This window comes from Comamonas sp. (assembly GCF_036643215.1).
GTDB lineage: Bacteria > Pseudomonadota > Gammaproteobacteria > Burkholderiales > Burkholderiaceae_C > Comamonas.
The window spans coordinates 1-13,849 of record NZ_JAVXSJ010000047.1 but is presented as its reverse complement, the minus strand read 5'-3'; the positions used below and the strand labels follow the sequence as shown (position 1 = coordinate 13,849).

Genomic DNA, 13,849 nt, shown 5'->3' with positions numbered 1-13,849 from the left:
ATGGTGCCATGGGCTACACCTGGGAAGTCGATCTGCAGATGTTCATGAAGCGCGCATGGGTGCTGGATGCTGCATGGGGCGACAAGGGCTATCACTCGGCCCGCCTGACCCAAGGCCTGCTGCGCAGCCCCAATGCCCCCGTGGGCCCTGGTGCTACGTTTGATCGAGAAAGCGCTTATTGCGGCGACTGCTCTGCGCAAGCTGCTATCAAAAACATTGCGGAAGAGGTGGCTGCATGAGCGCCCAAGCCTATATTGTTGACGCACTGCGCTCGCCCACAGGCAAGCGCAAGGGCTCTCTTGCTGCCGTGCATGGTGCCGACCTTGGTGCCCATGTCATCAAGGCGCTGGTGGAGCGCAATGACATCCCCGCTGCAGATTACGACGACGTGATCTTTGGCTGCGTGGACACCATCGGCGCACTGGCCGGTGACATTGCCCGCACTTCATGGCTGGCCGCAGGCATGCCCCTGAACGTGCCCGGCACCACGATTGACCGCCAGTGCGGTTCGTCCCAGCAGGCCATTCACTTCGCGGCGCAAGCGGTGATGAGCGGCACGCAGGATGTGGTGCTGGCCGGTGGCGTGCAGACCATGAGCGCCATCCCAATCTCCTCGGCCATGCTGGCTGGTCAGCCTCTGGGCTTCACCACACCGTTTGCAGAGAGCAAGGGCTGGCAGGCCCGCTTTGGCAACGCTCCTGTCAACCAGTTCTACGCAGCGCAGCGCATTGCCGATCACTGGGGTGCAAGCCGCGCAGACATGGAAGTGTTTGCCAAGGAAAGCCATGACCGCGCACTGAAGGCGATTGCCGAAGGCCGCTTTGACCGTGAAATCGTGCCCTTTGGCGACTTCAAGATGGACGAAACCGCCCGTCTGAGCACGCTGGAAAAGATGGCCACGCTGGAGCCTGTGGACCCCACCTATCCCTCCATCACCGCAGCGGTTTCCAGCTCCACCTGCGATGCAGCGGCTGCAGTGCTGGTGGTTTCGGAAGCAGCGCTCAAGCGCTACAACCTGAAGCCCCGCGCCCGGATTCACCACATCAGCGTGCGTGCCGATGACCCCATCTGGCACCTGACGGCTCCGATTCCTGCCACTGAGTACGCACTCAAGAAGGCTGGCATGAAGATGTCCGACATTGACCTGGTCGAGATCAACGAAGCTTTCGCTTCCGTGGTCATGGCCTGGCTCAAGGAAACCGGCTATGACCACGCCAGGACCAACGTCAACGGCGGTGCGATTGCTCTGGGTCACCCGCTGGGTGCATCGGGCGCCAAGCTGATGACCACGCTGCTGCACGAGCTGGAACGCACCGGCGGCCGCTACGGCCTGCAGACCATGTGCGAAGGCGGTGGTCAGGCCAATGTGACCATCATTGAACGACTCTGACGATAGATATGCGGGCACCTGTGGGTGCCTGCATTGCGTGGGGTTGAGTCAACGGCCAAGGGTTAGCGGTTAAGCAAGTCATCCAAAAAAATATCAACGGAGACAAAGACATGCAAGACAGAGCGGCAGATACAGATCGCAGAAAATTTCTCATGGGTGCCGCAGCGACAGCCGCTGCAGTGAGCTTGCCAGCGGCGCAAGCCAGCGCCAAGACTGTGGTGCAGGCCAGCGCGCCGGTCGATGCCATCACCATGGCAACGCAAATTCGCAAGGGCGACGTAACGCCTCTGGAGGCGCTTGACGCCACCATTGCCCGCGTTGAAGCCTTGCCCCGGCTCAATGCCGTGGTCATCAAGGATTACGAGCAAGCTCGCGAGCACGCCAAGAAGATCTCGGCCATGGGCCGCGATGCGCGCAAGCAGGCGACGGGGTCAGCGCCGCTGTGGGGACTGCCTTTTGTGCTCAAGGATCTGGGCGTGAGCATGACGGGCACTGTGACCAGCAATGGCTGCGCCTTCTTCAAAGATGCCGTCGCCACGCAGGACTCCACCTTGGTCGCGCGCTACAAGGCGGCAGGTCTCAACATCTTTGGCAAGACGGCTTCGCCTGAGTTCGGCATGACAGCCACCACAGAGTCCAAGCTCTATGGCGCTACGCTCAACCCCTGGAACACCAAGCACACCACAGGCGGCTCGTCTGGCGGCACGGCAGCAGCGATTGCCGCGGGCATTCTGCCCGTGGGTCATGCCACCGATGGCGGTGGCTCCATCCGCATTCCGGCTGCGCATTGCGGGCTGTTTGGTCTCAAGCCCAGCCGTGGTCGTGTGCCTGCAGGGCCCAATTCGCTGGATGGCGCAACCGGTCTTTCGGTCAACCACGTCATCAGCCGCAGCGTGCGCGACACCGCTTTGCTGCTGGACCTGACTGCCGGCCCTGAGTATGGTTCGCGTGTACGCCCACCTGTAGATGCGCCGCGCGGCTACCTCGAAGCGATGCAAAAGCCCGAACGCAAGCTGCGCATTGCCATCTGGCGCAAGAGCTATTTCGGCATGCCCGTGCATGCCGATTGCCTAGCAGCTGTCGATAAGGCCGCCAAGGCCTGCGAGGCCATGGGCCACATCCTCGAAGAGGCCATGCCCGATCTGCCCGTGGCAGAAATCTTTGCCGGCATGGGACCGGGTATGTCTGCAGGCCTGCTCAGCAGCATTGAATACCGTGAAAAGCAGCTGGGCCGAGCTGTGCGCGAAGACGAGATGGAGCCCTTGAACTGGGCTGCATTGCAGGCTGCCAAAAAGGCCACAGCGCTGGAGCTGTACCGTGGCCGTGCAGGCTTTGACAAGGCGGGACAGCTGATTGATGCCTTCCTGTCCAAATATGACCTGATTCTGACGCCCACCACCGCCGTGCCCGCTCAGCTGCTGGGCGCGCTGCGACTCGATCAGCCATACCAGAGCTATGCCGCAGAGGCCATGAACGCCTCTGCCTTTACTTCGCTGTTCAACATCAGCGGGCATCCGGCCATGTCGGTGCCGCTGCACTGGACGGCCGACAACATCCCTGTCGGCTCTCACTTTGTTGCGCCTTTTGGTGGTGAAGGGCGCTTGCTGCGTCTGGCTGCCCAGCTGGAGCAGGCCTTGCCGTGGGCGCATCGCATGCCTGACCTGTCCGCACTCAAGGCTTGAGTGTTTAACGAAAAAAGGAGCGAGAGCATGGAATCAGTGAATCAAGGCATGGACAGGCGCAGCCTTATTCAAGGGGCTGCTGCTGTGGTGGGGGCAGCGGCTGTACCGGCAATGGCCAAGGAGAAAAAGGAGTCACAGATGCTTGATGGATACGCATGGGCTGAGCAGATTCGCCGTGGTGATGTCACTCCGCTGGAGGCCCTGGACGCGGCCATTGCACGCACAGAAGCCTTGCCCAAGCTCAATGCCGTAGTCATCAAAGACTATGAATTGGCCCGTGGCCTGGCCAAGCAGATGTCTGCACTGAGCGCTGCAGACCGCGCCGCAGCGACAGCCAAGGCGCCCATGTGGGGCGTGCCCTTTCTGGTCAAGGATCTGAACCAGTACATGAAGGGCACGGTCACCACCAACGGCTGCCGCTTTTTCAAGGGCGCGGTGGCGGAGTACGACAGCACTCTGGTGGCCCGCTACAAGGCGGCTGGCCTGAATATTTTTGGCAAGACGGCATCGCCAGAGTTTGGCCAGACGCCTACGACCGAGTCCTTGCTCTACGGCAAGTCGCCCAACCCCTGGAATGCGGCCCACACCACGGGCGGCTCGTCCGGGGGAGCGGCTTCGGTGGTGGCTGCCGGCATTGTGCCCGTGGCCCACGCCAGTGACGGCGGCGGATCTATCCGCATTCCTGCTTCGCACTGCGGTCTGTTCGGCCTCAAGCCCAGCCGTGGCCGCCTGCCAGCCGGGCCTGCGAACATGGAAGGCTGGATGGGCCTGTCCATGAACCATGTCATCAGCCGTTCGGTGCGTGACAGCGCACATTTGCTGGACCTGACACAGGGCCGTGAGCCTGGCTCGCGCACCGTGCCGCCGCGTGATGTCGATGGCACCTACTTCGAAGCCTTGAATCAGGGGCCTCGCAAACTCAAGATTGCGGTCTGGCCCAAGAACTACTTTGGCATTCCTGTGCATGCCGATTGCCAGGCCGCTGTGGACAAGGCCATCAAGGCCTGTCTGGCACTAGGGCACGAAATTGTTGAAGACATGCCGCAGCTGCCCGTGGCCGATGTGTTTTCCGGTCTGGGCATCGTGACTTCGGTGGGCATGATGGCCAGCATCCGCGCTCGCGAAAAGCAGCTGGGTCGAGCCGTGCGCCAGGATGAGGTCGAACAGATGGATTGGCTGTATCTGGAAAAAGCCAAGACCTACACCGCCGAACAGATGCTGATGGCGCGCACCAACTTTGATACGGCGGGCCAGATCCTGGACCGTTTCTTCCTCAAGTACGACCTCGTTCTGACGCCGGTGATGGCCGTGCCGCCGCCGCTGCTGGGTGTGTTGTCGCTGGACCAGCCCTATGACTCGTTTGCACGCGAAGCGGTGAAGGCCTCGCCCTATACCGCTTTGTTCAATATGACTGGCCAGCCCGCCATGTCCGTGCCCATGCACTGGACGAAAGACAACCTGCCGGTTGGCGCGCACTTTGCGGCCCCGTTCGGTCGCGAAGGCCGTCTGTTGGGCCTGGCCGCGCAGCTGGAGCAAACCGTTCCATGGGCAGATCGCACACCGGATCTGTCTGTCTTCAAAGCGTAATTTCAAGAAAGCAGACGTGTTCTGAGACCGTCTGTACAGCAAGCAAAAGGGGATAGAAATGGGTATTTGCAACCAGAGAACCGTCGTCATTACCGGTGCAGGCGGTGGCCTGGGTCGCGCGTATGCGCTGGCCTTCGCGCAAGAAGGTGCAAATGTGGTGATCAACGACATTCGCGCTGAAGCCGCTCAGGCCGTAGCCGATGAAGTCAAGGCCGCAGGCGGCCAGGCCATTGCCAACACCGGTGACATCACTACCGTGGCGGGCGTGCAGTCGATTCTGGATGCCACGCTGGCAGCCTTTGGCGATGTGAACGTGATCGTCAACAACGCCGGCGTGCTGCGCGACCGCATGTTCCTGAGCCTGTCCGAAGAAGACTGGGACATGGTCATGCGCGTGCACCTGCGTGGCCACTTCTGTATGGCCAAGGTGTTCGGCGGCTACTGGCGTGACCAGAAGAAGGCGGGCAAGGAGGTGGATGCTCGCATCATCAACACCAGCTCCGGTGCTGGTCTCCAGGGCTCCATCGGTCAAAGCAACTACGCGGCTGCCAAGGCCGGTATTGCGGGCCTGACGCTGGTGCAGGGGGCCGAGCTGGCTCGCTACGGCATCACGGTCAACTGCCTGGCACCTGCAGCGCGAACCTCCATGACGGAGGGTGCCATGCCCGATATGGTCAAGAAGCCTGAATCTGGTTTTGACGTGTGGGACCCCATGAATGTGGCCTCTATCGTGGTGTGGCTGGGCAGCAATCTGTCCAAACATGTGACGGGCCGTTGCTTTGAATCCAAGGGCGGCGAGCTGTCCGTGGCCGATGGCTGGTTCACCGGCACCATCAACGACAAACAAGGCCGCTGGGAGCCCGCCGAGCTGACGGCCGTGGTGGATCAGCTGATTGCACAAGGCAAGGCCCCGCAAAAGGTCTACGGCACCTGATTGCAGCAGCGGCAATAGAGCAGCCGGGACTCGCTGCCCGGCTCTGGTTATTCAATAAAAACGCAGGACGCGAGCCATCATGGATTTAAGTCTGAACGAAGAACAAAAAATGATCGCCGAAAGCGCGGCGGTGTTTTTGCAGGAAAAAAGCACCACGGCGCAAGTGCGCAAAGTCTCAGAAACAGAAGGTGGCCTGGACCGCGCTCTGTGGCAGGAAGTGGTGGACATGGGCTGGTGCAGCGTGGCGTTGCCCGAAGCCGCAGGCGGCATGGGCCTTGGCTGGCGCGAGCTGGTGCTGCTGCAAGAGCAGATGGGCTACCACCTGGCCTGCGTACCGTTTTTTGATGCGGTCATTGCCGTCACCCCACTGTGGAAGGCGCTGAGCCAGACCGAGCAAGGCTTGCCGGTGGTGGAGCGACTGGCGGCATCGGGCCAGATCTGCGTGCTGGGCATGACGGTGCGCGGCGAGCTGCCGGCTGCCGCGACGGTGACGGTTGACGGCGATACGCTGGTGCTGAACGGCCAGTGGAACCAAGTGGGCTCAGGCTCGCACGCCGATGTGTTTTTGCTGCCCGCCACGCTGCCCTGCGGGTCGCTGGGCTTGCTGGAAGTGTCCGCCAAGGCACAAGGCCTGAGCGTGCAGGCACTGACGACGGTGGACGCCACACGCAGCAGCGCCAATGTGGCTGCCGTGAATGTGCGCCTGACCGGCGCTGCCGTGCTGGTGCATGGCGATGCGCTCAAAAAACTGTGGGTTCAGACCCGCAATCTGGCGGCGATTGGCTTGGCCGCCGAGCAGGTGGGTGTGGCCGATCGCGCGCTGAATCTTGCGGTGGAATACACCAAGGAGCGCCAGCAGTTTGGGAAAGCCGTGGGCAGCTTCCAAGGCGTCAAGCACCGTGCTGCGCAGATTCTGGTGAAGGTGGAGACGGCCAGATCAGCCGTCTATGCTGCAGCTTTCATAGCTGATACCGCTGGTGATGCAACCGATCTGACCTATTTTGCAGCGCAAGCCCGCACAGATGCTGCGGAAGCCGCTCTCTTTTCTACGCGTGAAAGCATACAGCTGCATGGCGGCGTGGGCTTCACCTGGGAGTTTGACCCCCATCTGTTCTTCCGCCGCGCGCAGGCTGCCAGCCAGCGTCTGGGGACCGTGGAGCAGTGGCGCGAGCAAGTAGCTGCGCGTTTGTTGGATGAGAGCGTGACGGAGGCAGCATGAACATGCAGGAATCAGAAATCAATGAAGCCTTTCGCGCTGAAGTGCGTGAATGGATGGCCCAGCACCTGACGGGCAAGTTCGCGCCCCTCAAGCACGCTAGCGGTCTGGGTGCCGAAGGCTATGACGCCCAGCTCGCCAAAGAGTGGGAGCAGGAACTGGCCCAGGGCGGCTGGACGGGTCTGGGCTGGGACACGCAATATGGCGGCCGCAATGCACCGCTGTCGCAGCAAGTTATCTTCCACGAAGAATATGTGCGCAGCGGCGGCCCAGGCCGTATCGGCCACATTGGCGAGACGCTGCTGGCCCCCACGCTGATGGCGTTTGGCTCGGCAGAGCAGAAGGCCCGCTTTCTGCCCGGCATTCTGGCGGGCACCGACTACTGGGCTCAGGGCTACTCTGAACCCGGCGCGGGCTCTGACCTGGCGGCTATCCGCACCAAAGCCAACCGCGACCCGGCGACGGGCGAGTGGGTGATTCACGGCCAAAAGGTCTGGACATCGTGGGCGCATGAGTCCGAGTGGGTCTTTGTGCTGGCTCGTACCGAAGAAGCCAGCGTGCCCGTGGCCAGCGCTCGCCATGCCGGCATGGTGCTGCTGCTGGTGCCCATCAAGCAGGCGGGCGTAGAAGTGCGCCCGATTCGCCAGATCACAGGGACTTCTGAATTCAATGAAGTCTTCTTTGATGGAGCCCGCACCGATGGCGCTTTGCATCTGGGTCCCGTGGGCGACGGCTGGAAGGTTGCCATGTACTTGCTGGGCTGCGAGCGCGGTGCATCCACGCTGGGACAGCAGGCGCACTTCCGCTATGAGCTGGACCTGATCATTGATCTGGCCAAGCGCAATGGCACAGCCCGCGACCCGCTGATTCGTCAGCGCATTGCCAAGGCAGACATGGGCTTGCAGACGCTGCGCGCCCACGCTTTGCGCTCCAGCCGGGAAGACACGCCTTTTCGCGTGGCCTCGGTCTCCAAGTACGCATGGTCCAACTGGCACCGCGATCTGGGTGAGCTGGCCATGGATGTGCTGGGCGAGCAGGGCGAGCTGGAGCTCAAGGACCCAGCGCTTGCTGCGTTGCAGCAGCTGTGGCTGGTCAGCCGCGCAGACACGATCTACGCCGGCACCAATGAGATTCAGCTGAACCTGATGGCTGAGCGCGCTTTAGGCATGCCGCGCTGATTTTTGTGGGCCGCGCTGCCGCCTTTTGGCGTAGGTAGATACGCTGATGGGTGTCATTGGGAATGCGAAAAAACCTAGGGTTAGCCAGAAGGTTTTTGCCGCTTTTCCGCCTTTCAAGTGTCCGTAGGACGACATTAGGGAATGACCTATCGTCCAAAGTGACGATGTTGCAGCGCAGCGCGAGCCTGAAGATGAACTTAACTTCCCCTTAGATGACTCATGAATAGCGCTCCTTCTTACGTTGCTCCCCACGACTTGCTCAAGGGCAAGACTGTGCTCGTTACCGCTGCTGCTGGTGCTGGTATTGGTTTCTCCGCTGCAAAACGTGCAGCAGAAGAAGGCTGCAAAGCCTTGGTGATTTCCGATGTGCACGAGCGTCGCCTGGCTGAAGCGGTGGAGCAGATCAAGAAAGATACGGGTTTGACCCAGGTCTTCGGAAAGCTCTGCGATGTGAGCAAGGAAGAGCAGGTGCAGGCACTGATCTCCGAAGCCGATAGCATCATGGGCGGCATCGATGTACTGATCAACAACGCCGGTATGGGCACCAGCTGCAAAGTCGTTGACATGAGCGACGACGAGTGGGCCAAGGTCATCGATATCACGCTGACCGGCACCTTCCGCATGACCCGCGCAGCGCTCAAGGTCATGCAGCCACGTGGCAAGGGCGTGATCGTCAACAACGCTTCGGTGCTGGGCTGGCGCGCTCAGACCGAGCAGGCACATTACGCAGCGGCCAAGGCTGGTGTGATGGCTTTCACCCGCTGCTCGGCGCTGGAAGCGGCCGAGTTTGGTATCCGCATCAATGCGGTGGCACCTTCTATTGCGATCCACGCTTTCCTCAAGAAGTCGGCTTCTGAAGAGCTGCTGGCCAAGCTGTCTGAAAAAGAAGCGTTTGGCCGCGGTGCTGAGCCTTGGGAAGTGGCAAACGTCATGATTTTCCTGGCCAGCGACTACTCCTCGTACATGACGGGTGAAGTGGTGTCCGTCAGCTCGCAAAGGGCTTGAGCGATGAGCGCTTTTGCTGAAAAAGTAGTGTTTGGCTCTGCGACTGCGGTGTTGGCTTCGGTCGGCCGCCAGCTGGGCGAAACCGAGTGGATGCAGATCAACCAGGAACGCATCAACCAGTTTGCCGATGCTACGGGCGATCACCAGTGGATTCATGTGGACCCCGAGCAGGCTAAGAACGGCCCGTTTGGTGCCTGCGTGGCGCACGGCTATCTGACGCTGTCGCTGGCCAATCTGTTTTTGCCCCAGCTCGTGGTCTATGAAGACCTGAAGATGGGCGTGAACTATGGCTGCGAGAAGGTGCGTTTCCCATCGCCCGTGCTGGTGAACTCGTGGGTTCGCGGCAGTGGCGAGGTGGTAGCGGCGACCCCGATTGGCACGGACGGCGTGCAGGTAACGATTCGTATCACCGTGCAGGTTAAGGGTCAGGACAAACCCGGGTGCGTGGTCGAAACGATCAGCAGACTGTTTTTTATCCAGGAAAATTGAGTGAGTGCAAACAGCTGTCCCGACAGCGTTTGCATTTTTTGTGAAGAGGGATGAGCTGCCGACAGAGTGGCCGACCTCGATAGGGCAGCGCAAGCTGCCTAGGGCGCGACGAACAGTTAGTTAGGAGACAAAGATATGAAAGACGCAGTCATCGTTTCGACGGCACGTACCCCCATTGGCAAGGCTTACCGCGGTGCATTCAATGACACCGAGGCTCCGGTGCTGGGTGGTCACGTCATTCGTGCGGCACTGAACAAGGTGGGTGTGGCTGGTGAGGATGTAGGCGATGTCATTCTGGGCATTGCTGCCCAGCAAGGCACACAGGGCTACAACCTGGGCCGCCTGTGCGGCTACACCGCGGGTCTGCCAGAGTCGGTGGGCGGCATGGTGATCGACCGCATGTGCGCATCGGGCCTGATGAGCATTGCCACAGCCTCCAAGAGCATCATGACCGGCGAGCTGGACATTGCCGTGGCCGGTGGCCTGGAGTCCATCTCTCTGGTGCAGAACAAGTACAAGAATTCGTATCGCGCCCAATCCAAGGCTGTGCTGGCTGCAGAGCCCACTGCCTACATCCAGATGATCGAGACGGCCGAGCTGGTCAGTCAGCGCTATGGCATCAGCCGCGAAGCCCAGGACGAATACTCGCTGCGCAGCCAGCAGTGTGTGGCTGCTGCTCAGGCCAAGGGCCTGTTCGACGACGAAATCGTGCCGTTGACCACCGTCAAGCAGCTGTTTGACAAAGAAGGCAACGTCACTGGCACTGAAGAAGTGACGCTGACCCGCGACGAAGGCAATCGCGCTGAAACCACGCTGGAAAGCCTGGGCAAGCTCAAGCCCGTCTGGAAGAACGGTCAGTGGGTGCCAGAAGGCCAGTTCATCACGGCCGGTAATGCCTCGCAACTGTCTGACGGTGCCAGCGCCTGTGTGGTGATGAGCGCTGACGAAGCCCGCGCCCGTGGTCTGGCACCTCTGGGTACCTACCGCGGCGTGGCGGTGGCAGGCTGCCGTACGGATGAAATGGGTATCGGCCCTGTGTACGCTATCCCCAAGCTGCTCAAACAACATGGCCTCACCGTGGGTGATATTGGTCTGTGGGAAATTAACGAAGCCTTCGCCTGCCAGGTAATCTACAGCCGCGATCAACTGGGTATTCCAGATGACCGCCTCAACGTCAACGGCGGCGCGATCTCTATCGGTCACCCCTTCGGCATGTCGGGTGCACGTCTGGTAGGTCACGCCCTGCTGGAAGGTCGTCGCCGCGGTGTCCGTTTTGTGGTGGTGAGCATGTGTATTGGCGGCGGCATGGGTGCTGCTGGCTTGTTTGAGCTGAACTGAACTGCCTGAAACCAATCTTCAATTGAGGAGATGAGAATGATGGACAGCGCTTTCGCAAAGATGGGTTTCTCCACCTACACACCAAGCTCCATTGCCTGTGTGATGAAGGATGTGCCTATATTCGACACTCCCGTACCTGTACGGGTGGCTGCCGACGCTCCGTTCGTGACGGCCGAGCAATTCAGCGCGCTCATTAGCCAGCTGTACGAGGCCGCCATGGACCCAGAGGGCTGGAAGCCTTTTCTGGAAACCTTGCGCCTGCAACTGGGCGGCAACTACGCATCGTTGATCGTGCGTCCCGGCTCTGCCGACGATGTGGGTCTGATCGTCTCGGCCGCTGGCGACCGCCGCGATCTGATGCCGAATTGCCCCAAGATCAGCATGAGCCCGTTTCGCAGCATGCCGACCGACCGCATCGTGACCGTAGGCGATGTGATGCCAGAGTCCGAGTGGCGCGCTTCAAGCTACTACAACGACTGGTGCAAGCAGTTGCAGGTCTTCCATGTGATGGCTGCCGACATTGTTACCAAGGACAGCTGCGTCTACGGTCTGCGCATCACGCGTCCCGAAGGTGCTCCCGCTTTCACCAAGCAGGAACGCGCCTTTGGCTCCATGATGCTGCCGCACATCAAGCGCGCACTGAACCTGCATTTGTCTGTGAATCAGGATCGTCAGGTCATCTCCCTCTACAGCAAGGCCACGGCCCAGCTGATGGTGGGTGTGGTCATCCTCGATCAAAACGGCAATGTGCTGGAATGCAACCCCGCAGCGGCCAGCATTCTGGACATGCAGGACGGGCTGAAGATCACCGGCGGCGTGCTGGAAGCCAACTACGCCAACGACAACCGCAAGCTGCAGCGCCTCATCAAAGACGCGCTGATGCATACCCAGGTCTCGCGTCTGTCGATGACCGAAGGCATGTCGGTGAGCCGTCAGTCCGGTCAGCTCAACTGGGGTGTGGTGGTGCAAAGCATCTCCCCTGACGAGTGGACCGAAGGCAAGCAACGTCCCAGCGTCGCCGTCTTTGTGCGCGACACCGGCGGCAAGGCAGACCCACCCGTCAAGCTGGCCCAGCAGCTGTTCCAGCTGACACCGGCCGAGACTTCGCTGGCGATTCAACTGGCCAACGGTCTGTCGCTGGAAGAAGCGGCAGAAGCACTGAACATTCGCCGCAACACGGCTCGTGCTCACCTGCGCTCCATCTTCTCCAAGACGGGCGTGCGCCGCCAGACAGAACTGGTGCGCATCTTCCTCAACAGCGTTGCCTGGCTGGGGAATAAATAAAAACGGTTGGTGGAACGACCATGAAAAAACGGGCTTCGGCCCGTTTTTTTGTTGGCGCATGTGGGCTGATTCGTGTGCTTTCAAGCCAGACTCATGGCTTGCCTTGCCGGAGGTTCAAGCGCCGGGCTGCGCTTGTGCAGCGGTCTGTTCAGTCTTCTGGGCTGCCGGTATGAGCCTGTGGCACTGCAGGCTTCAAGCGCTTCGCCCAGCAACTCCAGCTGCCTGGGCCCGCTGACGTGAATGGCTGGGTGGCCATCAGGCTCGTCGATGAAAAAATTGACACGAAGATAGTCGTACTTGGAGGCCACATCGGCATAGAGCCCCAGCTCCGCCGCGTACTTTTGCAGATCCTCCGCCCATTGCTTGAGCTGTAGCAGATCAGGCTTTGGTCGTTTTCCCTGGCGACCGTTGATCAGCATTTCGCGCAGTGACGCCGGTAAACCCGGAAGCCGATTCAGTACAACGTTTCCACATATCTGTTTGACCCTGCCTCTGTTGCTGATCTTGCGTCCCATCACATCCTCTGAACTATGTCCCGTGACTGAACTGCCGAGAATACCCTTGCTTGAGGTCCAGGTCTTTGATGAGCGTGACCTTAAGTGTCAGCAAGCCTGTTTTCCATTGAAATGCTTGCAGCCTGTTGCAAGTTGGTCTGCATATCGAGCCATTCTGAGCAGGTGATGGACTCATTGGTGGCTCATCGGGGAACCAGCGACTATTTAAAAAACATAGCTGCCAGCGCTTTTTATTCATAGATTTCAGAAGAAAAGAAAGCTGAAATCCAATGAATTCAAGCGCAAGCAGCTTTTGTTTTGATAGCTGCTATTTCACCTCTCAGGCGCAGGCCTTGGTTTCACGCAGCGCCGCAATATCGCCGGCGGCATAGCCCACGGATGCCAGCACGGCATCGGTGTCTTGTCCTATCTTGGTGCCTGGTACAGGCTGGCGCGCCGGGGTGCGCGAAAAGCGCGGGGCAGGGGCGGGCTGGCGGTGGGTGGTGCCATCCACGGGTAAGTCTATGAATAAATTACGCTCGGCGTTATGCGGGTGGCTGGGGGCTTCGGCCAGGCTCAGCACGGGGGCAAAGCAGACATCGCTGCCTTCGAGTTCCGCGCACCACTGAGCCTGGGTCTTGCCACGCACGATGTCTGCGACGCGGGTCTTAAGGGCTGGCCAGTCGCTGGTCTTGTACTGGCGCTTTGGGTCTACATCGGTGAGGCCCAGCTTCTGCAGCAGCAGGGCGTAGAACTGGGGCTCGATGGCGCCCAGTGTGATGTGCTTGCCGTCGGCGCATTCAAACACTTCGTAGAAGGGCGAGGTGTTGAGAAAGTGGTTGTGCGCGGGGTCATCCTGCCAGTAGCCCATGCCGCTGCGCATCTGGTGGATCAGGCCGCTCATGGCGGTGACGCCGTCAATCATGGCGGCGTCCACCACCTGGCCCTTGCCGGACTGCTTGGCCTCGTGCATGGCGCACATGATGCCGAAGAGTAAAAACATGGCCCCGCCCGCCATATCGCCGACCATGGTGGGCGGCAGCACAGGCGCCTGGCCGGGGCGCATGGAGGTCGCCATCACGCCGGTCAGCGCCACATAGTTGATGTCATGCCCTGCAGCTTGCGCCAGCGGCCCGGTCTGGCCCCAGCCGGTGACACGGCCAAAGACCAGCCGCGGCGCGCGCTTAGCCACTTCCTCGGGGCCAAAGCCCAGGCGCTCCATCACGCCGGGCCTGAAGCCTTCAATCAGCGC

Annotated in this window: 12 protein-coding genes and 1 pseudogene; 11 read left to right on the top strand and 2 right to left on the bottom strand. The window is 60.6% G+C overall.

Features of this window, described 5'->3' with window-relative positions:
- The 11 genes and pseudogenes from RSF91_RS18560 to RSF91_RS18510 form a co-directional block, all read left to right on the top strand.
- A pseudogene (locus RSF91_RS18560) lies at nt 1-239 on the top strand (acyl-CoA dehydrogenase); the annotation flags it as partial.
- Entirely contained in the window at nt 236-1,390 is a 1,155-nt protein-coding gene (locus RSF91_RS18555; protein ID WP_332569805.1) for an acetyl-CoA C-acetyltransferase, read from the top strand. The pseudogene RSF91_RS18560 and the gene RSF91_RS18555, both read left to right, overlap by 4 nt.
- Before the next feature lie 110 nt (nt 1,391-1,500).
- Nucleotides 1,501-3,072 carry an amidase gene (locus RSF91_RS18550; RefSeq protein WP_332569804.1) on the top strand — a complete coding sequence of 524 codons (1,572 nt, stop codon included), beginning with the start codon at nt 1,501-1,503 and terminating at the stop codon, nt 3,070-3,072.
- Between the two features lie 27 nt (nt 3,073-3,099).
- Complete coding sequence (locus tag RSF91_RS18545) at nt 3,100-4,659, top strand: amidase (protein WP_332569803.1); 1,560 nt, start codon at nt 3,100-3,102, stop codon at nt 4,657-4,659.
- A 58-nt stretch (nt 4,660-4,717) separates the two neighbouring features.
- On the top strand, nt 4,718-5,593 hold the full coding sequence (locus RSF91_RS18540; RefSeq protein WP_332569802.1) for an SDR family oxidoreductase: 876 nt from the start codon (nt 4,718-4,720) through the stop codon (nt 5,591-5,593).
- 109 nt (nt 5,594-5,702) lie between these two features.
- A complete protein-coding gene (locus RSF91_RS18535; protein WP_442878894.1) occupies nt 5,703-6,812 on the top strand; it encodes an acyl-CoA dehydrogenase family protein in 1,110 nt (369 codons plus the stop codon).
- Entirely contained in the window at nt 6,809-7,987 is a 1,179-nt protein-coding gene (locus RSF91_RS18530; protein WP_332569800.1) for an acyl-CoA dehydrogenase family protein, read from the top strand. Before RSF91_RS18535 ends, RSF91_RS18530 begins: the two co-directional genes overlap by 4 nt.
- Before the next feature lie 219 nt (nt 7,988-8,206).
- Nucleotides 8,207-8,992 carry an SDR family oxidoreductase gene (locus RSF91_RS18525; protein ID WP_332569799.1) on the top strand — a complete coding sequence of 262 codons (786 nt, stop codon included), beginning with the start codon at nt 8,207-8,209 and terminating at the stop codon, nt 8,990-8,992.
- Between the two features lie 3 nt (nt 8,993-8,995).
- Nucleotides 8,996-9,481 (top strand): MaoC family dehydratase, encoded by a 486-nt coding sequence (locus tag RSF91_RS18520; protein ID WP_332569798.1) that lies wholly within the window; start codon nt 8,996-8,998, stop codon nt 9,479-9,481.
- Nucleotides 9,482-9,616: 135 nt separating this feature from the next.
- The gene (locus RSF91_RS18515; protein ID WP_332569797.1) at nt 9,617-10,819 is read left to right on the top strand and encodes an acetyl-CoA C-acyltransferase; all 1,203 of its coding nucleotides are present in this window, start codon (nt 9,617-9,619) and stop codon (nt 10,817-10,819) included.
- Nucleotides 10,820-10,855: 36 nt separating this feature from the next.
- On the top strand, nt 10,856-12,103 hold the full coding sequence (locus tag RSF91_RS18510) for a LuxR C-terminal-related transcriptional regulator (RefSeq protein WP_332569796.1): 1,248 nt from the start codon (nt 10,856-10,858) through the stop codon (nt 12,101-12,103).
- Nucleotides 12,104-12,183: 80 nt separating this feature from the next.
- Here RSF91_RS18510 and RSF91_RS18505 read toward each other — a convergent pair whose 3' ends face one another.
- Together RSF91_RS18505 and RSF91_RS18500 are read right to left on the bottom strand one after the other, a co-directional pair.
- On the bottom strand, nt 12,184-12,522 hold the full coding sequence (locus tag RSF91_RS18505) for a hypothetical protein (protein WP_332569795.1): 339 nt from the start codon (nt 12,520-12,522) through the stop codon (nt 12,184-12,186).
- A gap of 415 nt (nt 12,523-12,937) precedes the next feature.
- Nucleotides 12,938-13,849, bottom strand: a 912-nt coding sequence (locus tag RSF91_RS18500) for a CaiB/BaiF CoA transferase family protein (protein ID WP_332569794.1), incomplete at its 5' end; no start/stop codon positions are given.